Genomic DNA, 19,017 nt, shown 5'->3' on the forward strand with positions numbered 1-19,017 from the left:
ATGGGCAGGCAGACGGCGTCGCAGGCAGTTTGCTTTGAGGAGGCAATGGGATAGTGTGAGCGGACATCGTTGACGTTCAAAGGTTGAGAGGAGACGGTCGATGCAGAAAACGAAAGAAGCTGATCAACCCACGACGCATTCATCTTCGGGCAGCATGATTTCGACGTCTGGAGTTGTCTCTGCCGTGTGCGCAGCGCTGATGCTCGTGATGTTTGCGCTGGCCTTCTTCAGTGAAATTGTTACCTATGGGTGGGCCACCCCCCTCTTCGTGGAGGCATTTGCGGTCTACGAGCTTCCCTTGGGACTAGTAGCGTTTTTCACCGGGCAATATGCCCTGATCGCCTCGCGAGCTCATGGGACGCGCCTGTGGAGTTTGGGCGGATATGCCATCGCTGCGGTCATTGTTATTGTGCTTGTGAACCTGATGCTTGCGGGCGAGAAACTCTTTGATAGCCTCATCGATATCTACGTCTTCTACCTGTGACTTCAGCGAGGGTGAAACTATGGTCAGCGATCCCGCGTCCTACGCCGGTGCCCAGATCCGTCTTGTCGCCGTCGACATGGATGGAACGCTGCTCGACGATCAGAAGGATTTTCCTCCCGGATTAGACGAGCTTCTTGACCAGTTGGACGAACGCGGAATCGTCTTTGTTCCCGCTTCTGGCAGGCAAGTGTGGAGCTTAATCGATATGTTCCCCGAGCGCCCGGGGCTCACTTTTATCGGAGAAAACGGTGCGATCGTTATGCGCGACGGACGTGAAATCTCGTCGGCTCCGCTTGACCTTGCAACGGTGCGTGAGAGCGTGCGCTTGGTCCGTCAACACTCATTGCCGAGGCCTGGTGCGGGCGAAGTGCTCGAGGATGCGGGGGAGGGCGCAGCTGAGGGGGATCTTCGGGATAACTTCGATGGTGGCCTCGTTGTATGTGGGAAAAACTGCGCCTATGTGGAACGCACAGACGAAGGTTTCTTGGCGGCTGTCACGCCATATTACGTGCGCACGCAATGCGTTGATGACCTGATGAAGGTGATCGATGACATTGAACAGGGGCGGATCGACGAGGCGATCATTAAGCTCGCCGTTTACAGTGCCGGTGATGTCACCCCGCTTGCGGATGCGACTTTGGGGCGCTTTGCCCGCAGTCATCAGTTTGCGATCTCGGCCGCGAATTGGGCTGATCTGCAAGACCGCGGCGTGGATAAGGGGCGCGCACTGCGCGAACTTCAGGACTATCTGGGCGTTACTCCGGAGCAGACGGCTGTTTTCGGTGATGCGGGAAATGACCTGTCGATGATCGCTCAGGCTGAGTTTTCGTTCGCGATGGAGAATGCCTCTGCCGACGTGCGTGCAGCGGCGCGCTTCCTTGCGCCTTCGAATAACGAGGCCGGGGTTGTGCAGGTGCTGCGGGCTCTTCTTGCTGAATAAAGCTTTGCGTAGGTGCCCGGCCTCCTATAGTCTCAATCCCCGGAATACTTATTCGCAAGGAGGACATTGTGAGCATGTCGGGCGGACCGGGCCAAGGAAGCAATCCCTATCAGGGGGGAGTCGCTGGAGGAGTCCCTGATCAGGGGCAGCCGCAAAGCACAGTGCCGGTCCAAGGAGCAGCAATGCCGCAAGCCGCTGGAGTGCCGCTGAATCCTCAGCTTGTTCAGCAGGGCGCCGCGCTCTATCAGGGCCCTGGGTACCAGGCAATGCCGCAGCCGGCTGGCCAATACGTGGGTGCGCCTCTGGTCCAAGGTGAAGCCAAGCTGAAGCGTTCGCCGCTCATTCTTGGTTTTGTCGGTTGGGTGTTTGTCGCGTGCTCGTTCTTGGTGCCCTACCTCCTCATTCGAGATGCGATTAAGAGCGGGCACCCCGAAGGCGCAGGTTGGGTATGGATTCTCTTCTTGATCATGTGGATCGGTCTTGTTGCGCCGGTCAACCTTTTCGGTGTGGTTTTGGCGATGCCGAGTTCTGCAGTCCCGGTTTCTGAGAAACAGCGCAAGCTCAACACGTGGGGAATTGCTTTGAATGTGAGCCCCTGGGTGCTTGGAGCTATTGGGTTTGTGGGGTCGATGTTCTACGTGTTCGGCGTGTAGTGGAGCGTTATAGGATCGTGCGCCTTCGCTGACGACGGGTTTGACGAAAAACTGATGGGGGGTCGCAACGCTAAGCGTTGCGACCCCCCACAAAGCATGAAGCCTGTTGGAGGCGTTCTGTCTTACTCGGCAGAAGCTTCCTGATCGGCTGAGTAGTCTTCGACTTCCAGGTCTGCCCAGTAGTCTTCGGCCCAGGGATCTTCGATCGGCTGGCTGCGCTTCCACAGGACGTAGCCTGCGCCGGCTGCTGCTGCGGCCACAGCGGTGAAGCACAGGGCGCGCAGGAAGCGGCACTTCTTGCAGGACTTCTTGCGAGCCGGAGTCGTCAGGGCCTTTGCGGATGCCGAGCGTGCAGCGCGTGCGCGTTCGCCAAGATCGCCCTCGCTGGAGAGTGCAGCAGCGGACTCGGTCACTGCACGGTTGAGGCGAGGCAGGTAGTCGTCGACGACATGACCGTGAATATCGGATAGGAAGGGCTGTGCGCGATCGGCAACGGCCTGTGCGCGATCAGTTGCGGACTCTACAAGGGGGGTGGCGCGCTCGATTGCGCTTGCCAGTGCAGCCTGTGCACGGGGAGCTGCCCAATCCAGTCCCTGTTCTGCCAGATCGGCAGCGCGCACGGCAATGCGGCCCGCGTGCACTGCCGCTGCGTCACGGAGCTGCAGGCTCTGAGCCTTGAGCTTTTCGGTGTCGATGTTCGGGGTCCTAGCCATGATGTCTCCGAATCTGTCTAAGAGAGTTGCGTTCGCTTTTGAACGTATGTGACCCCTCTATTGTGCACTCTTCCTCCTTCGCATGCAGCGTAATCGCGGGAAAACTCGGCAAAATCCCGTGCCGATTTCACGTGAATCTGGAACGATGGAGTCATGGAAGCAACAATTCATACCAATATGGGCGATATTCGACTCGAGCTTTTCCCCGAGCAGGCGCCCAACACCGTCAAGAACTTCACCTCCCTTGCCAAGGGTGAGCGCGAATGGACCGATCCTTCGACCGGCCAGCAGACTTCCCGTCCGCTGTACGACGGCACGATCTTCCACCGCGTAATCGACGGCTTCATGATTCAGGGCGGTGACCCGCTGGGCACCGGCACAGGCGGTCCCGGATACCAGTTCAATGACGAAATCCACCCCGACCTGAACTTCGACAAGCCCTACCTGCTGGCCATGGCCAACGCGGGCAAGCGTATGGGCAAGGGCACCAACGGCTCACAGTTCTTCATCACCGTCGCCCCGACCCCGTGGCTGCTTGGCAACCACACCATCTTCGGTGAAGTGATCGATGATGAGTCCAAGCGCGTTGTTGACGCGATTGCCACGACCCGCACGAGTCGCGGTGACCGTCCGGTTGACGATGTCGTGATCTCTTCGATCGATATCGTCGACTGACACTAAGGAAACTATGTCCCAGCCTCTGTATGGGCGGCGCTCGGATCCCTACGCCGCACCGGAATGCCCGCGCCACCCTGGAGTGCGCAGCGTCGACTATTGCAAACGCTGTAATCGACCGATGTGCACCCAGTGTGTTGTCCCCACGGAAGTTCGTTCGATCTGTGTGGATTGCGCGGGCAGAGGCCGAGGCAACTTCTTTGGTCGTTCCCGATCAGCTCGGCCTCGTCAGGTCGGGAATGTGCGGATCGGCGCCGAAACCCCGCTGATCACCTACGCGACCATTATTTTGTGTATCGGTCTGTGGCTCGGGGACTTTGTGGGCAACCACATTGTCACGCGATACTTGGGTTTCACTCCTCTTTACGGACTCATTCAGCCGTGGCGTATTTTGACGACTGCATACCTGCATCTCAATCTCACCCACTTGGCCTTCAACATGATTTCGCTCTATGCCGTTGGGCGAGCACTGGAACCCCTCTTGGGGCGGGCCCGTTTCTTTGCCCTGTACCTGATCAGTGCTCTTGGCGGCTCAATCGGCGTCCTGGGATGGGCGCTCATTGATACCTCTACGGTGAATACGGTCACCGTAGGTGCGTCGGGCGCGATTTTTGGCCTCTTCGGTGCGGTTTTCGTTCTTCAACGCGCGGCAGGTATCGATGCGCGCGCAATCGCCGGGCTTCTTGCCGTCAACCTCCTCTACGGTTTCATCGTTTCGGGCATTTCTTGGCAGGCACATATCGGCGGCCTCATCGCGGGAATGCTCTGTGCGTGGGTGCTGCTCCTTCTCGGCCGACCACGCGCTGGAATGACCGCGAAGAAGCAAGGAGTACGTACAGCTATTGGCGTTGCTGGAATGTTTGCCGCCGAGATCGTCATCCTTGTTGTCACCTACATGGTGCTTATCGGAATCTAGGACTCGCAATGCTGGATATGTGGAATCCGTGGGAGATCTATGATCGTTTGATCGAGCAGATCGATCCTTCCGTGCGCGTGAGCGCGTGCGGGCGCGCAGGCAAGTGGGCCTTCGTTGAGAATTCCGAGGCCGGCGCCGGGATGGCTTTCCATATGCCCGTCGAGTCTGTGCCGCGTTCCCTTCCCGAAGACGTCACGGGGCTGAGTCTGCGCGAGGTTGCAGCTTTCGCGAAGAGTTGGAACTTTGCCGAGGCCGCGGTCGGCATGGCGGCTCTCAACTCGTGGTATGCCCTTCCGTCCCGTGCTGAAGCTGCCGGATTCGCGCCCTGCGAGGTCAATAACTGGCAGAACCTTTTTGATCCTTGGGCACGTCAGACCGCTGGTAAGAGAGTGGCGGTCATCGGTCATTTTCCCTTTGCTCCTGCTGCGCTTCCCTCGGTTAGCGAATTGATCGTTCTCGAGCGCAATACTCTTCCCGGTGATTTGCCGGATTCTGCCGCCGAGTATGTTCTCCCGACCTGTGATTACGTGTTTATTACGGGTTCTGCTTTCGTCAATAAGACCATGCCGCGCCTTCTTGAACTTTCCCGAGGCGCGCGTACGATCATCGTTGGCCCCTCCTCTCCTGCGGCACCGATGCTTGCGGAATACGGCGTGGATTCTCTGACAACCTTCTCAGTTACCGATGTCTCTTCCTTCCGGCCGGCATTGCACGGGCATTTGCTCGGCGGCATGTACGAGGCCGGAAGGCGTATCGAGTTTCATGCTCGCTAGTAGCGCGGCATAGTCGCAGCGCTGTTTACTAGAAGAGAAAAGCCCCAATTTACGGCCTTTTCGCTGCTTATTCCCCAGCTTTCTGAACGAGTGCTGTGCATCTATTGTGAACTAGCTGTTGTTTAGTTTTGAGGGTGTGGATAACGTGTGGAAAACGTTATGTGGGGGCGTTCGAAGCTGAAAGCCAAGGAAAAATTCACATTTTTCGTGATCTTTGCAGACAATTCTGGATTTTCGTTGATATTTCGCGGTTTGTAGGTTTGAATACACATTTCATCCAATCGAATTCATGCGTAAATCTGGGAATCGAAGCTGGGTAATTACACGCATGAGATTTATCCCCAGCTGTGGATTTGCCTGTGGATAGAGTGTGGGCGAGTGTGGATTCTCGCGCGTGTATGTGGATAGCGTGCGAAATGCAGACAAAGCTGGGGGGTGTTCGCGTGCGAACACCCCCCAGCAGGAGCTTTTCCAGATCAGTGCTTAGCGCCAGCGCATTGTCATCAAGAAGCCGATGAACGCGATGCCACCACCCACTGCGAGGTTCCATTGACCAAGCTGCGGGATCGGGTAAGCGGCGCTCGAAATGTAGAAGACAACAATCCACAACAGGCCCACAATCATGAGCGTCGTGAACACCGGAGCCCACCACACGGGAGAGAGCGGAATGCCATCGGTCCATGCGTGAATCTCAGACTCGGACTCAGCGGCTGCACGCTTCGCAGCCTTCGCACGCTTGTCGCGCTTTGCCTTATCGCGTTTACCAGCCTTGCCGCGCTTCTCCCGCTTCGAGCGCTCATCCTTCTCGCTGGTCTCGCGCTTGCGATCCTCGCGCTTTGACTCTTCTGCCTGAGTCTCTTCGGACTGCGACTTCGTGTCCTTCTCGCTCTCGCTCTTCTTCGGCTCAGCCACGATTATCCTTTCTTGCGGCAGGTATTCGGGAACTACTCCCGGGTAACGCCGCGACAGGCGGCCTCCCTCTAGCCTAGCTGGACTGGGCCAAACATCAAAAGCAACTGGGCGTATACACCCCAAACAGGGGATACTAGAACTACACTTCCCAATCTCAACGAAAGCCTGCTCGCAACCAGGAGACGATGTGAAACTATTTGGACGACCGCTTACCCGTCCTCGGGGACGCACCCTGCGTTCAGCGGCCTCGGTTCTCCTCGTCACCACGGCCTCGGGAATCCTCTTCGTCGCAAGCGCGCATTCCAACTCGGAAACCCGCTCGCAAACCCACCTCGACCTCGCGGGCCTCGTCGGACACCGACAAAGCGAAGTGAAGGAACTCCAAGACTCTGTCACTTCCCTGAAGAACCAGATCACAGCTCACGTTCCCGCCACGAACCAACAGGCTTCGGACACCGTCGATGAACTGTCCAAGCACCCCGTTTCAGGACCCGGCATCACCGTAACGCTCTCCGACGCGCCAACTGACACGGTTCCCGATAACGTCAACCCGAACGACCTCGTCATCCACCAGCAAGACATTGATGATGTCATGAACGCCATGTGGGAGGGCGGCGCCGAAGCAATGACAGTGCAGGGAGTACGCATCGCACCGCGGACTGTCGTTCGCTGCATCGGAAACGTCATTCTTGTCGGCGGCACATCCTACTCGCCGCCCTATAAAATCTCGGCCATCGGAAATGTGAATCAGCTCCGAAATTCGGTCGAAACGAATCCTCGAGTCGTCAATTACCAGCGTTATGTGGCACGCTACGGATTGGGCTGGGATCTGAAAACTTCAGATAACCTCGAGTTTCCGGCGTCCGCCCAAGATCTATCCCTTCGATACGCACAGGTGGTGAAAGAGAATGGGTGAACACGTAGAAGAACCGGCAGCCCCCCGCCGGTCGCGCGCCACCTTCCTCTCGGTCATCGGCGAGCTCCTCATTACGATTGCCGTCATTTTGGGGTTATTTGCCGTGTGGCAGTTGTACTGGACCAGCTACAAGGTGGAGGGCCCGCGCGCGCAGGCCGTTGCTGACTTCTCCAATCAGCACCCCTCGAAGCGCACACTCGGTGAGCGCCACACCGAGGACCCGCCGGAGTTCACCCAGACCCCCGCGATCGATGAACTCTACGGCGTCATCCACGTTCCCTCATGGAATTGGATGAAAATCCCCTTGGGTGAGGGCACAACCGGCACGATCATCGATCAGGGCTGGGCCGGTCACTACAAGGACACCGCGCAGCCCGGGCAACTTGGAAACTTCTCTGTTGCCGCGCACCGTCGTTCCTACGGCAACTCCTTCCGTTTCATCGATCTGCTCAAGCAAAACGACAAGGTCGTTGTCGAAACGAATGACCTCTACTTGGTCTACACCTACCAGTCCAACGAGATCGTTCCCGCCAGCGACGAAACAAATATCCGCGTCATCGCGCCAGTACCGGGTGACCTGACCTTCTCGAAGCAGCCGACTGAGCGTCTGATGACCATGACGACCTGCAACCCCGAATACGGAAATTCCGAACGATTCATCGTCCACCTCAAGCTTGAATCGTGGACCCCGAAGAACACGGGTGTCCCCGCCGAATTGCTTGACGAGCCCGTGGAGTAAGGAAGGAAAAAACATGTACGGATGGTTCTTCCGCCACCTTCCGGGACCCACGTGGTTCCGCGTCTTCTTGTGCCTGGTCATCGCTGCCTTCGCAGTCGCAGTGCTTTTCGCCTACGTCTTTCCGTGGGCAGAACGCTTCTTTGGCTTGGGTGGTGCCTCGGTCTGATTAACCAGGCTGTGCCTGCTTGAGCGGGCAGCGCCGCTCAGTTACTGAATATAGGTGTTGGGGGGCTTGGCAGTGCCAAGCCCCCCAACACTATGTGAGTTTTATGCTCCGCCTCAGTGACTCGATGCGCTGGGTGATGCCGAGCCGTTGGCTCCCTGCGAAACGTACAGGGTGATCGAGCTACCCTGACGCACCGAGGAACCTTCGCTGGGCGTCACGCCGGTGACAGTGCCGGCGGCAGCATTACGATCAGGCATCTGAATGATCGTCACGCGCAAGCCCAGAGCCTCCAGTGACGAGGCCACGGTTGTGTAGTTCTGTCCCGTCAAGTTATCGGGGACGACGACGTTACCCGAAGCAATGTTGAGCGAGATCGTGTCACCGCGCTTCGCCTCGGAACCAACCGCGGGTGAAGTCGACACGACGCGGCCCTGCGATGCCCCGGCCTCGTCGACAGTGTTGACGTTGCCAACGGACAAACCGGCCTGGGTGAGGGCATTGCGCGCCTGATCCTGGCTCATACCCGTAACATCGGGGACCGTGACCTTCTGAGAACCGGAAGAAACATAACCGGTGATGGTCGATCCAGCGCGGACCTTTGAACCAGCAGAAGGACTGACGCGTGCAATCTTGCCGCTTTCGACGTTATCTGACGCTTCCTTCTGATCCGACAGAGTCCACTTCAATCCCAGCGCCTCGACGGTCTGCTGGGCTTGAGCCGGACTCATGCCAACAAGGTTATCGGGAAGCGTAATCGAAGCGGGACCAGAAGAAATCGTTGCAATCACTCGAGAACCAGGCTTAGCGGCAGTACCCGCAGCAGGATCCGTCGACACGACAGAACCCGCGGGGATCGTATCGGAGGCGACCTGTTCATCGGCGACTGCCCACTCAAAGCCCTTGCTCTTAATGGTCTGCATCGCCTCGGCCTGAGACTGGCCGACAACATTGGGAACCTCGGAGGTGGAATCCTCGCGAGAATGCGTGACCACGAGCCACGTGATGCCAATGAGAGCGACAAGAACGACAGTGATGATCCCAGCGATCAAACCTGCAGGACGCTTCTTCTTGGAGTCTTCTTCCTCGTCCTCATCTGCGCGACGGACCGCGGTTGCCTGCGAACCCGCGCGTGCGATCCTGGTCTGCGTCGCATCCGAAGGTGAAGAGGGCGAAGGGAATGCCGGTGCGCCCGCAACCGTGGGAAGCGTCTGGGTTGCCGCGCTTTCCCACACAGCGGTCTCGGGGGCATTCACATGAGCGCCGTGAGCTGCTCGCAAGAGATCAGCCTTCATGGCCGCCGCAGAAGAATAACGATCGTCGGGGTTCTTGGCCAGAGCCTTCATCACGACGCGATCCATGGCCTCGGGAACATCTCCCGCAATGGAGGAGGGGAGCGGCGGGATGGTCTGGACATGCTGGTAGGCCACGGCCACGGCAGAATCACCCGTGAAGGGGGGCTTTCCAGTGAGCAGCTCGAAAAGCAGTACGCCCGTGGAGTACAGATCCGAACGAGCATCAACCGGCTTACCCTGTGCCTGCTCGGGGGAGAGGTACTGAGCCGTGCCCACGACCGCATTGGTCTGCGTCATTGTCGCCTGTGAATCGGCAATCGCGCGAGCAATACCGAAGTCCATGACCTTGACTTCGCCCTTGGAGGTCAGCATGACATTTCCGGGCTTGATATCGCGGTGCACGAGGCCAGCCGAATGCGAGTACTCGAGCGCTGACAAGACGCCGGCAACAATGTCGACGACCTCGGCGATCGGGAAAGGACCCGCATCGTCGGAGAGGAGGTCCTTGAGTGGACGCCCATCGACGTACTCCATGACGATGTAGGGGATCGAGACCTTACGCCCATCGGGGAGAAGCGTTGCCTCTTCACCCGTGTCGTAAACGGCAACAATGTTGGGGTGGTTCAGCGAAGCAGCTGACTGTGCTTCGCGGCGGAAACGTGCCTGGAAGACGGAATCCATCGCCAAGTCGGTTCGCAGCATCTTGATTGCAACGATTCGCGACAGGCGCTTGTCGAACCCGAGGTGTACTTCGGCCATGCCTCCGCGCCCGATAAGCGAGCGCACCTCATAGCGTCCCCCTAGAACTCGAGGGGCGGAATCTGCCATGTCGTAACCTCCTGATTGGATGAGACCTCTGCACTTGTTCGGTGCAAGAGTGACCCGAATCTGTTGTGGATAGTAGCAACTGCAATTAAGAAAATGGTGAGAGAGATCAAGAAGATGACCAACCACTTCCCGATCTGGTCCTTACGCGTTGGCTCCGGTGCCACAACGGAACGATTGTAGCGAGTCTTCACCGGGGCGCTCGTGCGGATTGTCCCATTCTCTTCGGTGACTGCGTGCCAGCGGATGAGAGCGGGGTTGATCGTGACGCGGCTTGGCCGCGTTGCGCTTCTGCGGCGTCGGGGCGTCTCTGCCGAGGCAGCCTCCGCCTTCGTGGGGGAAGGCCGGCGTTCGCGCGTGGGTGCAGCGGGCTTCGCTGCCTGCGCCTCGGGCGTCGTTGTTTCGGGCAGGCGAGGCGTGCGCGGAGTACTTCCCATTCGCGAGGCCAGCGGCTTGCGCGCAGCCAAGGAAGGCTTTGCTGCCTGCGCCTCAAGATCAACCGGCTCGAGGAGATCCGCCGGAAGCGAGCGCCGCTGAGTGTGCTGAACCGGGGCACCGGAACGAAGGGTCGGATTCACGCGAGTCTCCACGGCCGGCGCTCCGGGAGTCGGAGGAGCCCCGTGGTGGGGTGCCTCAACCGTCGGCGGGGGAAGCGGACGTGCTCGGAGGGAAACCCCCATCTCACTTCCAGCAGCAACCAACTCGCGGACCAATGCCGATCCCGACTCGGGGCGCCGCTGGGGATCCTTATCAAGAAGGTGATAGATGACTCGGGCCAAGGGTTCAGGAACCGAATCTGGAAGCGCAGGGACAGGCTCATTCACGTGGGCGAAAGCGATATCAACCTGTGACTTCCCGGTAAAGGGGCGAACCCCAGCTGCGGCCTCGTACGCAATCACACCCAGGGCGTAAAGGTCGCCCAAAGACGTAGCCTTCTCGCCCATCGCCTGTTCGGGGGGAAGGTATTGAGCGGTCCCCATGACCATACCGTCGGCAGTGAGATCAATCTGCGAGTCCGTGCGCGAGATCCCGAAATCGGTGAGCTTCACCATGCCATCTGGGCGAATAAGAACGTTCGCGGGCTTAATGTCACGGTGAACGACTCCCGCTTGGGCTGCTGCACCAAGGGCCATGGCGATCTGCATGAGGATCGGCATGAGGTACTCGGGAGAGATTGATTGTCCGCCTCGTAGGTAGTCGGTCAGAGGGCGGCCCTCAACGAGTTCCATGATGATCCAGCCACGGCCGTTTTCTTCGCCAGAATCAAGAACGTTCGCGATGTTCGGGTGCTCAACGCTCATCGCGTTTCGAGCCTCAATACGCAGGCGAGACAGAGAAAGTTCTTGCCCGGAAAGTTCGGGGCGCAAGACTTTCGCGGCAAGGGTCCGGCCTGTGACACGGTCACGTGCCTTCCACACCTCGCCCATGCCGCCCTGCGCGATCAGGGAGAGCAGAAGATACCTACCGCCAAGAACTCGTCCGGCAAGTTGGTTGGGGGCAGTCGAAGGCTTCGAATCGCTCACTTCAATCCCTCCTGGAGGAGCGCGCGTGCGATGGGACCCGCATCGCTTCCGCCGTGGGGAACGGGCCTAGAATCATCGCCCTCAACCAAGACTGCGAAGGCGATCTTCGGGTTGTCGGCGGGCGCAAAACCAACGGCCCATGCGTTTGCGCGCCCCGAACCATCACCCACTTCAGCCGTTCCGGTCTTTGCCGCCACGGAAATACCGGGAAGAGCCATTTCGGTGCCGGTTCCGTAGGGCTGGGAGACGACTCCCTGCATGAGCTCAGTCATCTGGGAAGCGATCTCGGGGCTGATCTTTTGACCGACGCGCACCGGAGAAGTTTCGGACTGAACCTGGAGGTCAGAGTCAACGATCTGCGAAACCATGTAGGGGCGCATCATGGTGCCCTTGTTGGCAATGGTCTGCGAGATCATAGCCATTTCCAAAGGCGTGACCTTCACGGAGTACTGGCCAATGGAACTCATCGCCAGCTGCGCAGAATCCGTTGAATCCGGGAACTGCGAGGCGGTGACACTCAAGGGGATCTTCTGGCTTGTTCCGAATTCGAAGCGATTCGTCAGGTCAGCCAGATCTGTATGAGTGAGCTTCTCGCTGGCAAGAACGAAAGTCGTGTTACACGAGCGCGCGAAGGCCTCGGCAAGAGTCGGGTGACCATTACCGCACTCCGTCGACTCAATATTCGACACCGAGGTCTGGGTTCCCGGCAGGACGGTTGAGACGGGAGAATCCATCTCTGTTTGCGGCGTGACAGCGCCCTTTTCAAGCAGGGCAATGGTGGTGAGGATCTTGAAGCTCGAACCGGGGGCGTAAAGATCGCCAGCAATTGCACGGTTATACAGAGGCTTTGAGGGATTGTTGATCAGATCCGTGTAGGCCGTATTGGCTTCCTGAGAGTCAAAAACCGCTAGGGAATTCGGGTCGTAGGAGGGCGAAGAATACATGGCCAAAACGGCACCGGTCTTGGCATCGAGAGCAACGACAGCTCCCTTACGATTCCCCAGCTTTTCCGCGGCGATCTGCTGCATTTGCGGGTTGAGCGTCAAAACAACGCCACCACCTTGACGGTTCTGACCCGTAAAGAGATTGCGGAAACGCTGAGCGAGAAGAGCCTGAGACTGGCCGTCCAAGATGTCCTCGGCCGCAGCTTCCATCCCGGTGGACTGAGAGAATGCCGCCGAGAAATAGCCGGTCGTGTGCGCGTAGAGCGGACCCTGGGAATAAGAGCGCTGGTAGCGCGAGGATCCTTCAACCTTTTCGGAGGAAGCAATCGCAGTACCATCAACGATGATCGGACCGCGGTCGGTTTCAGCCGCGTGCAAAATCGTGCGTTGGTTGCGTCCATCGGCGTTCAGCGAGGGGGCTTGGATCACCTGATTATTGGTCACCATCAGGCCAAGGGCCGCAAACATCATGAGCACAATAACGAAAAGGCGACGAATCTGAGTATTCACGCGCGACCTCCCATGTGCTCGGGGGCCTGACGGCGCTTAGGTTCAACCTCGGGGAGGCTGCCAGACGTCCACGCGGAAGGCGCAGAAGGACGGCGCGCAGCATCCGAAACTCGGATCAGGAGTGCAACAGCCAGCCAAGAAGACACCATCGACGAACCGCCGGCGGCCAAGAAAGGCGCGGTCAATCCGGTCAGAGGAATCAGTCGGGTGATTCCACCCAAAACAACGAAAATCTGGATGGCGAAGGAGAAACTCAAGCCCGTAGCCAAGAGCTTTCCGAAACCGTCGCGGACGCCGATTGCTGCGCGCAGGCCTCGTTCAATGAGGACCAAGTACAGGACAAGGATCGCTGCAAGACCAGTGATCCCCAGCTCCTCAGCGAAAGAAGACAAAATGAAGTCCGAGTTCGCCAAGGGGACGAGCTGCGGGTAACCGCGACCCCAGCCGGTTCCCATGAGCCCGCCCGAGGCCTGGCCGAAGAGTCCCTGAACCAGCTGGTAGGAGCCTCCCGCCTCGGCGTTGTAGACGTCGGGCTCGAGGGCATTGAGCCACACATCGAAGCGCGCGCGCACGTGGCTGAAGGTCTTGATCGCAATGAAAATCGCGGGGACGAACATGGTGAAACCGATGACAAGCCACGAGACTCGATTCGTTGCGACATAGAGGGTTGCGACGAAGAGCCCGAAGAAGAGAAGCGAGGTTCCCAGATCGCGCTGGAGGACAAGAATTGCCACGCCGACAAGCCACACGACCAAGATCGGGCCCAAGTCGCGAGCGCGTGGAAGGCGCAATCCCAACACCTTCGGCCCGCCGATGGTCAAATTATCGCGGTTAGTAACCAGGTAGCCTGCGAAGAAAATCGCCAGAGTGATCTTCACCAGCTCGCCTGGCTGCATGGAAAGCGGGCCGAGGCTGATCCACACTCGCGCTCCGTAGGTTTCCTTGCCGAGGCCAGGAATCATAGGAAGCAGAAGCAAAACAACAGAAACCAGGCCAAAAGTGTAGGTGTAGCGGCGAAGAACACGGTGATCACGCACCAGCACCAAGACAACCGCGGCAAGGACGATGGCGATTCCAACGAACATCAACTGTCGGACACCGACGGTGTCCATGCCTAGGGCATCAAGAGATAAGTCGATTCGGTAGATCATCGCCAAACCCATGCCGGTCAGGGCAACCGCAATTGGCAAAATTACGGGGTCCGCGTAGGGGGCGAGGAAGTGAACGCCGACCTCGGCAACAATCGCCAGAGCCACCAAGATCCCGATGTGGAGTCCCAAATTCGCGGGGATTTCCCCCGTGCGGTTGAGCGTGGTCAGGACGTAGCCGCCGATTCCGACCGCCAGTGCGATCAACATGAGGAAGAGCTCAAGGACGCGCCGGGGGCGGACAGGGTTAATGGAAACGGTTGCCACTAGTTGCCCCCCTCCTGTGTTGCTTCAGGGGTGGGGGTGGGTTGGCTCTGGTTTTGTTGGTCGCTGTTTTGCTGAGATTGTTGAGCCTGCTGCGCTTCGCGCGCCTGCTGAAGGGCACGCTCGCGGGCGTTTGAGCGCAAGATCGCAACATAGGCGTCGACTTCACCGCGCGAGGAACGCGTGACGGGCTCTTGAAGACGCTGCTGATCGACCGCTGCGAGCTGGTCGAGCTTCACGTCGGTGATTTCAACGGCGTGGGAGAGATTCCACGAGCCGATGGACTGTGGGATCCCTTGGAAAATGACGACTGAGCCGTCTTTGCCCATGACGTAGTACTGGGATTGGCTCCACTGCCAGCCCAACCAGCCGGCAATAACGACGCCAATTGCGAGCATCAAACTGATGACGGGCAAGAGCCAAGCGAAACGTGGGCGCCGAGGAGCGTCGGCCTCGGCCTCGGCCTCGTCGTCGACGGGAAGCTCCTTGGTCGGGGAAGCCAAAGCCGCAGCGCGAGCCGCTGCCCCGCCACCCCCACGGGTGGGCGCGAGGCGGTCCTTCGCAGCAGCGCCAACGATCTGCGGTGCGCTGGGAGGGACGGTGCCCGCGGGGACGATATCAGCGACCACGCAGGTGACGTTATCGGGACCACCCGCAAGCAAAGCCAGCCGGATCAGTTCTTCGGCGCACTCTCCGGGATCGCGGACATCGGTGAGAATTTCAGCGATCGTATCGGAGGAGACAACTCCGGAAAGCCCGTCAGAACACAGCAGCCAGCGGTCTCCCACGACTGCTTCACGCATGGTTTCATCGGGAGTGACATCGGCTTGAGAATCCCCAAGGATTCGCATGACGACATTGCGCTGCGGGTGATGTTCGGCCTCTTCAGGAGTGATTTGGCCGCTGTCCACCAGGTACTGAACAAAAGAGTGATCGGTGGTGACCTGGGTCAGGGTGTCGCCGCGCAAGAGATAGGCGCGCGAGTCGCCGATGTGGACCATGGCGAGCTTGTTTCCCGAACGCATGAGCGCGATGCAGGTTGTCCCCAGTCCAGCGAGCTCGGGGTCTTGCTCGGAGCGCTCGGAAAGTTCCTCGTGCGCGTCCATGAGGGCATCGCGAAGAGAGGGGAGAAGAGTCTCAGCGGGGTGGGAGTCGGTATCGAGGGGAACCAGGTGAGCAATAGCAACCGAGGAAGCGATATCGCCGCCTGCGGGGCCGCCCATTCCGTCGGCTAAAACCAGAAGATTCGCGCCCGCATAGCCGGAATCTTGGTTATTTTGGCGCACCAAGCCGACGTCGCTGCGAGCGGCGTAGTGAAATTCGACGGGCTTGGGTGGGGCCATGTTACTTCACCAATTCGAGGGTCGTTTGGCCGATTCGGACGATATCTCCCACGTTCAATTCCCGAGGCGACGTCAGTCTTTCGTCGTCCACGAAAGTTCCGTTTCGGGAACCAAGGTCTTCGATCCACCAACGTCCGTCAGCGGGGGTCAGACGCGCGTGTTGGGAAGATGCGTACTCGTCCTCCAAAACCAGTGTTGATGAAGGTGAACGTCCAATGACGATCTGAGTGCTTCCGAGGGGAATGATCGTGCCCACAAGCGGGCCACCGGTGAGGAGAAGATTTCGCGGCTCGGAAGTATGTGTTGAACGCCGAGATTCGCGACGCTTGCGATCCGCATCCTTGCGTCCTTTTCCGCGCGGGGTTACGACCGTGCCGAAGATATCGCGGCGCAGCGTTGAGACCGCTCCCAAAACGAGGAGCCACAAGAGAACAAGGTAGCCCAAGCGGAAAAGGGTGAAGGTGAGATCTGAAGTCACTGGGCATCCTCACTTTGCGGGTGCGTCCAGAACAGGATTCGGGTGCGTCCGATGGTGATCTGGTTTCCGTCCAAAAGGGTCGCTGCATCAATGCGGTGGCCTTCAACGAAAGTACCATTTGTTGAACCCAAATCGGTAGCAATCACGCCGGTCGGAGTAATACGAAGTTCCAGGTGACGGCGCGAAACGCCCGAGTCTGCAACGGTGATGTCGGCCTCGGCTCCGCGGCCAATGACAGTGACGGGTTCGGTGAGGAGCCACTTCTGGCCGTCGATGTCGAGGATGGGGTGCTCGGGGGAGGGCGACGAGGCCGTGGCCGGGGCGGCGGCGCCTCGTTCGTTGCGTGCTTCCACTTGGAGCTGGCCGGTGAATTCCTCCGAGTCGCGCGTGAAATCAATGGAGATCGGGCCTAGAAGAGCGTAGCCCTGAGAGGCCGCGTGATCGGTTACCTGTTGGGCAAATTCGCCGGCGAGGATGTCGAGGTCACCCAGTGCGTCCATATCGGAGGGTGCCATGCGGATGAGGAAGTGGTTGGGGGCTATCGCGCGGTCGGTGGAGAGTTCTTGGACGTGGTCTTCCATGGAGCGCTTGAGCGCCGAGGTGATATCAACTGCTTTGATTCCCGAACGGAAAACACGCGAGAAGGCACCGTTTACACCGCGCTCTACCGCGCTTTCAAAACGGTCGAAAATACTCATGCAGACTGTTCCTTGTTCGGTATCTAACCTTGCGTGCAGGCCCTAACCCGAGGGATTCGACAGACCTACTGACAGTATTTTACAGTTTCGTCCCAANGACCACCCGCAAGCAAAGCCAGCCGGATCAGTTCTTCGGCGCACTCTCCGGGATCGCGGACATCGGTGAGAATTTCAGCGATCGTATCGGAGGAGACAACTCCGGAAAGCCCGTCAGAACACAGCAGCCAGCGGTCTCCCACGACTGCTTCACGCATGGTTTCATCGGGAGTGACATCGGCTTGAGAATCCCCAAGGATTCGCATGACGACATTGCGCTGCGGGTGATGTTCGGCCTCTTCAGGAGTGATTTGGCCGCTGTCCACCAGGTACTGAACAAAAGAGTGATCGGTGGTGACCTGGGTCAGGGTGTCGCCGCGCAAGAGATAGGCGCGCGAGTCGCCGATGTGGACCATGGCGAGCTTGTTTCCCGAACGCATGAGCGCGATGCAGGTTGTCCCCAGTCCAGCGAGCTCGGGGTCTTGCTCGGAGCGCTCGGAAAGTTCCTCGTGCGCGTCCATGAGGGCATCGCGAAGAGAGGGGAGAAGAGTCTCAGCGGGGTGGGAGTCGGTATCGAGGGGAACCAGGTGAGCAATAGCAACCGAGGAAGCGATATCGCCGCCTGCGGGGCCGCCCATTCCGTCGGCTAAAACCAGAAGATTCGCGCCCGCATAGCCGGAATCTTGGTTATTTTGGCGCACCAAGCCGACGTCGCTGCGAGCGGCGTAGTGAAATTCGACGGGCTTGGGTGGGGCCATGTTACTTCACCAATTCGAGGGTCGTTTGGCCGATTCGGACGATATCTCCCACGTTCAATTCCCGAGGCGACGTCAGTCTTTCGTCGTCCACGAAAGTTCCGTTTCGGGAACCAAGGTCTTCGATCCACCAACGTCCGTCAGCGGGGGTCAGACGCGCGTGTTGGGAAGATGCGTACTCGTCCTCCAAAACCAGTGTTGATGAAGGTGAACGTCCAATGACGATCTGAGTGCTTCCGAGGGGAATGATCGTGCCCACAAGCGGGCCACCGGTGAGGAGAAGATTTCGCGGCTCGGAAGTATGTGTTGAACGCCGAGATTCGCGACGCTTGCGATCCGCATCCTTGCGTCCTTTTCCGCGCGGGGTTACGACCGTGCCGAAGATATCGCGGCGCAGCGTTGAGACCGCTCCCAAAACGAGGAGCCACAAGAGAACAAGGTAGCCCAAGCGGAAAAGGGTGAAGGTGAGATCTGAAGTCACTGGGCATCCTCACTTTGCGGGTGCGTCCAGAACAGGATTCGGGTGCGTCCGATGGTGATCTGGTTTCCGTCCAAAAGGGTCGCTGCATCAATGCGGTGGCCTTCAACGAAAGTACCATTTGTTGAACCCAAATCGGTAGCAATCACGCCGGTCGGAGTAATACGAAGTTCCAGGTGACGGCGCGAAACGCCCGAGTCTGCAACGGTGATGTCGGCCTCGGCTCCGCGGCCAATGACAGTGACGGGTTCGGTGAGGAGCCACTTCTGGCCGTCGATGTCGAGGATGGGGTGCTCGGGGGAGGGCGACGAGGCCGTGGCCGGGGCGGCGGCGCCTCGTTCGTTGCGTGCTTCCACTTGGAGCTGGCCGGTGAATTCCTCCGAGTCGCGCGTGAAATCAATGGAGATCGGGCCTAGAAGAGCGTAGCCCTGAGAGGCCGCGTGATCGGTTACCTGTTGGGCAAATTCGCCGGCGAGGATGTCGAGGTCACCCAGTGCGTCCATATCGGAGGGTGCCATGCGGATGAGGAAGTGGTTGGGGGCTATCGCGCGGTCGGTGGAGAGTTCTTGGACGTGGTCTTCCATGGAGCGCTTGAGCGCCGAGGTGATATCAACTGCTTTGATTCCCGAACGGAAAACACGCGAGAAGGCACCGTTTACACCGCGCTCTACCGCGCTTTCAAAACGGTCGAAAATACTCATGCAGACTGTTCCTTGTTCGGTATCTAACCTTGCGTGCAGGCCCTAACCCGAGGGATTCGACAGACCTACTGACAGTATTTTACAGTTTCGTCCCAAATTGGGTGGGGTGAAGGGTATTTGAAAGGCTATTTGAGT

At 58.8% G+C, this 19,017-nt stretch carries 20 protein-coding genes and 1 pseudogene; 9 read left to right on the plus strand and 12 right to left on the minus strand.

The window, feature by feature from the left end:
• Positions 1–100 precede the first annotated feature (100 nt).
• The 3 genes from BQ8011_RS02395 (at position 101) to BQ8011_RS02405 (ending at position 2,077) form a co-directional block, all read left to right on the plus strand.
• On the plus strand, positions 101–484 hold the full coding sequence (locus BQ8011_RS02395; protein ID WP_072457154.1) for a hypothetical protein: 384 nt from the start codon (positions 101–103) through the stop codon (positions 482–484).
• A 19-nt stretch (positions 485–503) separates the two neighbouring features.
• A complete protein-coding gene (locus BQ8011_RS02400) occupies positions 504–1,424 on the plus strand; it encodes a Cof-type HAD-IIB family hydrolase (protein ID WP_072457156.1) in 921 nt (306 codons plus the stop codon).
• A gap of 68 nt (positions 1,425–1,492) precedes the next feature.
• A complete protein-coding gene (locus tag BQ8011_RS02405; RefSeq protein ID WP_231945345.1) occupies positions 1,493–2,077 on the plus strand; it encodes a hypothetical protein in 585 nt (194 codons plus the stop codon).
• Between the two features lie 122 nt (positions 2,078–2,199).
• On the opposite strand, the gene BQ8011_RS02410 is transcribed toward BQ8011_RS02405, so the two are convergent.
• Positions 2,200–2,790 carry a hypothetical protein gene (locus BQ8011_RS02410; protein WP_052040799.1) on the minus strand — a complete coding sequence of 197 codons (591 nt, stop codon included), beginning with the start codon at positions 2,788–2,790 and terminating at the stop codon, positions 2,200–2,202.
• Between the two features lie 153 nt (positions 2,791–2,943).
• On the opposite strand from BQ8011_RS02410, the gene BQ8011_RS02415 reads away from it, so the two are divergent.
• The 3 genes from BQ8011_RS02415 to BQ8011_RS02425 all read left to right on the plus strand — a co-directional run bounded on the left by BQ8011_RS02415 (position 2,944) and on the right by BQ8011_RS02425 (position 5,154).
• Positions 2,944–3,465 carry a peptidylprolyl isomerase gene (locus BQ8011_RS02415; protein WP_034500899.1) on the plus strand — a complete coding sequence of 174 codons (522 nt, stop codon included), beginning with the start codon at positions 2,944–2,946 and terminating at the stop codon, positions 3,463–3,465.
• 121 nt (positions 3,466–3,586) lie between these two features.
• Positions 3,587–4,381 (plus strand): rhomboid family intramembrane serine protease, encoded by a 795-nt coding sequence (locus BQ8011_RS02420; protein WP_231945346.1) that lies wholly within the window; start codon positions 3,587–3,589, stop codon positions 4,379–4,381.
• 8 nt (positions 4,382–4,389) lie between these two features.
• Positions 4,390–5,154, plus strand: a complete 765-nt coding sequence (locus tag BQ8011_RS02425) for a DUF364 domain-containing protein (protein ID WP_072457160.1) — start codon at positions 4,390–4,392, stop codon at positions 5,152–5,154.
• Positions 5,155–5,637: 483 nt separating this feature from the next.
• Here the strand turns inward: BQ8011_RS02425 and BQ8011_RS09285 are convergent, their stop codons facing one another.
• A complete protein-coding gene (locus BQ8011_RS09285; protein WP_231945347.1) occupies positions 5,638–6,066 on the minus strand; it encodes a cell division protein CrgA in 429 nt (142 codons plus the stop codon).
• A 187-nt stretch (positions 6,067–6,253) separates the two neighbouring features.
• Here BQ8011_RS09285 and BQ8011_RS02435 point away from each other — a divergent pair, with 187 nt between their 5' ends.
• From BQ8011_RS02435 to BQ8011_RS09050, 3 genes are read left to right on the plus strand one after another with little or no spacing between them, the layout of a single operon-like run.
• The gene (locus BQ8011_RS02435) at positions 6,254–6,982 is read left to right on the plus strand and encodes a DUF881 domain-containing protein (protein WP_083429972.1); all 729 of its coding nucleotides are present in this window, start codon (positions 6,254–6,256) and stop codon (positions 6,980–6,982) included.
• The gene (locus BQ8011_RS02440; protein ID WP_072457162.1) at positions 6,975–7,721 is read left to right on the plus strand and encodes a class E sortase; all 747 of its coding nucleotides are present in this window, start codon (positions 6,975–6,977) and stop codon (positions 7,719–7,721) included. Before BQ8011_RS02435 ends, BQ8011_RS02440 begins: the two co-directional genes overlap by 8 nt.
• Positions 7,722–7,734: 13 nt before the next feature.
• Entirely contained in the window at positions 7,735–7,887 is a 153-nt protein-coding gene (locus BQ8011_RS09050) for a hypothetical protein (RefSeq protein WP_034500888.1), read from the plus strand.
• A gap of 113 nt (positions 7,888–8,000) precedes the next feature.
• Here the strand turns inward: BQ8011_RS09050 and pknB are convergent, their stop codons facing one another.
• The 10 genes and pseudogenes from pknB to BQ8011_RS02490 form a co-directional block, all read right to left on the minus strand.
• Positions 8,001–10,007, minus strand: coding sequence for a Stk1 family PASTA domain-containing Ser/Thr kinase (pknB, locus tag BQ8011_RS02445; RefSeq protein ID WP_072457164.1), 2,007 nt, complete (start codon positions 10,005–10,007; stop codon positions 8,001–8,003).
• Positions 9,980–11,527 (minus strand): serine/threonine-protein kinase, encoded by a 1,548-nt coding sequence (locus BQ8011_RS02450; RefSeq protein WP_072457166.1) that lies wholly within the window; start codon positions 11,525–11,527, stop codon positions 9,980–9,982. The genes pknB and BQ8011_RS02450 overlap by 28 nt, the downstream gene beginning before the upstream one ends.
• A complete protein-coding gene (locus BQ8011_RS02455; RefSeq protein ID WP_072457168.1) occupies positions 11,524–12,981 on the minus strand; it encodes a peptidoglycan D,D-transpeptidase FtsI family protein in 1,458 nt (485 codons plus the stop codon). The genes BQ8011_RS02450 and BQ8011_RS02455 overlap by 4 nt, the downstream gene beginning before the upstream one ends.
• On the minus strand, positions 12,978–14,396 hold the full coding sequence (locus tag BQ8011_RS02460; protein ID WP_072457170.1) for an FtsW/RodA/SpoVE family cell cycle protein: 1,419 nt from the start codon (positions 14,394–14,396) through the stop codon (positions 12,978–12,980). Before BQ8011_RS02460 ends, BQ8011_RS02455 begins: the two co-directional genes overlap by 4 nt.
• Positions 14,396–15,736 carry a PP2C family protein-serine/threonine phosphatase gene (locus BQ8011_RS02465; protein WP_034500875.1) on the minus strand — a complete coding sequence of 447 codons (1,341 nt, stop codon included), beginning with the start codon at positions 15,734–15,736 and terminating at the stop codon, positions 14,396–14,398. The genes BQ8011_RS02460 and BQ8011_RS02465 overlap by 1 nt, the downstream gene beginning before the upstream one ends.
• Before the next feature lies 1 nt (position 15,737).
• The gene (locus BQ8011_RS02470; protein WP_034500874.1) at positions 15,738–16,214 is read right to left on the minus strand and encodes an FHA domain-containing protein FhaB/FipA; all 477 of its coding nucleotides are present in this window, start codon (positions 16,212–16,214) and stop codon (positions 15,738–15,740) included.
• On the minus strand, positions 16,211–16,912 hold the full coding sequence (locus BQ8011_RS02475; protein WP_034500872.1) for an FhaA domain-containing protein: 702 nt from the start codon (positions 16,910–16,912) through the stop codon (positions 16,211–16,213). Before BQ8011_RS02475 ends, BQ8011_RS02470 begins: the two co-directional genes overlap by 4 nt.
• Positions 16,913–17,010: 98 nt before the next feature.
• Positions 17,011–17,706: pseudogene (locus BQ8011_RS02480) on the minus strand (PP2C family protein-serine/threonine phosphatase); the annotation flags it as partial.
• A 1-nt stretch (position 17,707) separates the two neighbouring features.
• Positions 17,708–18,184, minus strand: coding sequence for an FHA domain-containing protein FhaB/FipA (locus BQ8011_RS02485; protein WP_034500874.1), 477 nt, complete (start codon positions 18,182–18,184; stop codon positions 17,708–17,710).
• Entirely contained in the window at positions 18,181–18,882 is a 702-nt protein-coding gene (locus BQ8011_RS02490; RefSeq protein ID WP_034500872.1) for an FhaA domain-containing protein, read from the minus strand. Before BQ8011_RS02490 ends, BQ8011_RS02485 begins: the two co-directional genes overlap by 4 nt.
• Positions 18,883–19,017 lie beyond the last annotated feature (135 nt).

The organism is Actinomyces marseillensis (assembly GCF_900155605.1).
Taxonomy (GTDB): Bacteria; Actinomycetota; Actinomycetes; order Actinomycetales; family Actinomycetaceae; genus Pauljensenia; species Pauljensenia marseillensis.

Excerpts from the sequence above, each read along its gene's own strand:
- BQ8011_RS02395 (WP_072457154.1), top strand. The coding sequence starts at position 101 with ATGCAGAAAACGAAAGAAGCTGATCAACCCACGACGCATTCATCTTCG.
- BQ8011_RS02400 (WP_072457156.1), top strand. The coding sequence starts at position 504 with ATGGTCAGCGATCCCGCGTCCTACGCCGGTGCCCAGATCCGTCTTGTC.
- BQ8011_RS02410 (WP_052040799.1), bottom strand. The coding sequence starts at position 2,790 with ATGGCTAGGACCCCGAACATCGACACCGAAAAGCTCAAGGCTCAGAGC.
- BQ8011_RS02415 (WP_034500899.1), top strand. The coding sequence starts at position 2,944 with ATGGAAGCAACAATTCATACCAATATGGGCGATATTCGACTCGAGCTT.
- BQ8011_RS02420 (WP_231945346.1), top strand. The coding sequence starts at position 3,587 with ATGTGCACCCAGTGTGTTGTCCCCACGGAAGTTCGTTCGATCTGTGTG.
- BQ8011_RS02425 (WP_072457160.1), top strand. The coding sequence starts at position 4,390 with ATGCTGGATATGTGGAATCCGTGGGAGATCTATGATCGTTTGATCGAG.
- BQ8011_RS02440 (WP_072457162.1), top strand. The coding sequence starts at position 6,975 with ATGGGTGAACACGTAGAAGAACCGGCAGCCCCCCGCCGGTCGCGCGCC.
- BQ8011_RS09050 (WP_034500888.1), top strand. The coding sequence starts at position 7,735 with ATGTACGGATGGTTCTTCCGCCACCTTCCGGGACCCACGTGGTTCCGC.
- pknB (WP_072457164.1), bottom strand. The coding sequence starts at position 10,007 with ATGGCAGATTCCGCCCCTCGAGTTCTAGGGGGACGCTATGAGGTGCGC.
- BQ8011_RS02465 (WP_034500875.1), bottom strand. The coding sequence starts at position 15,736 with ATGGCCCCACCCAAGCCCGTCGAATTTCACTACGCCGCTCGCAGCGAC.
- BQ8011_RS02475 (WP_034500872.1), bottom strand. The coding sequence starts at position 16,912 with ATGAGTATTTTCGACCGTTTTGAAAGCGCGGTAGAGCGCGGTGTAAAC.
- BQ8011_RS02490 (WP_034500872.1), bottom strand. The coding sequence starts at position 18,882 with ATGAGTATTTTCGACCGTTTTGAAAGCGCGGTAGAGCGCGGTGTAAAC.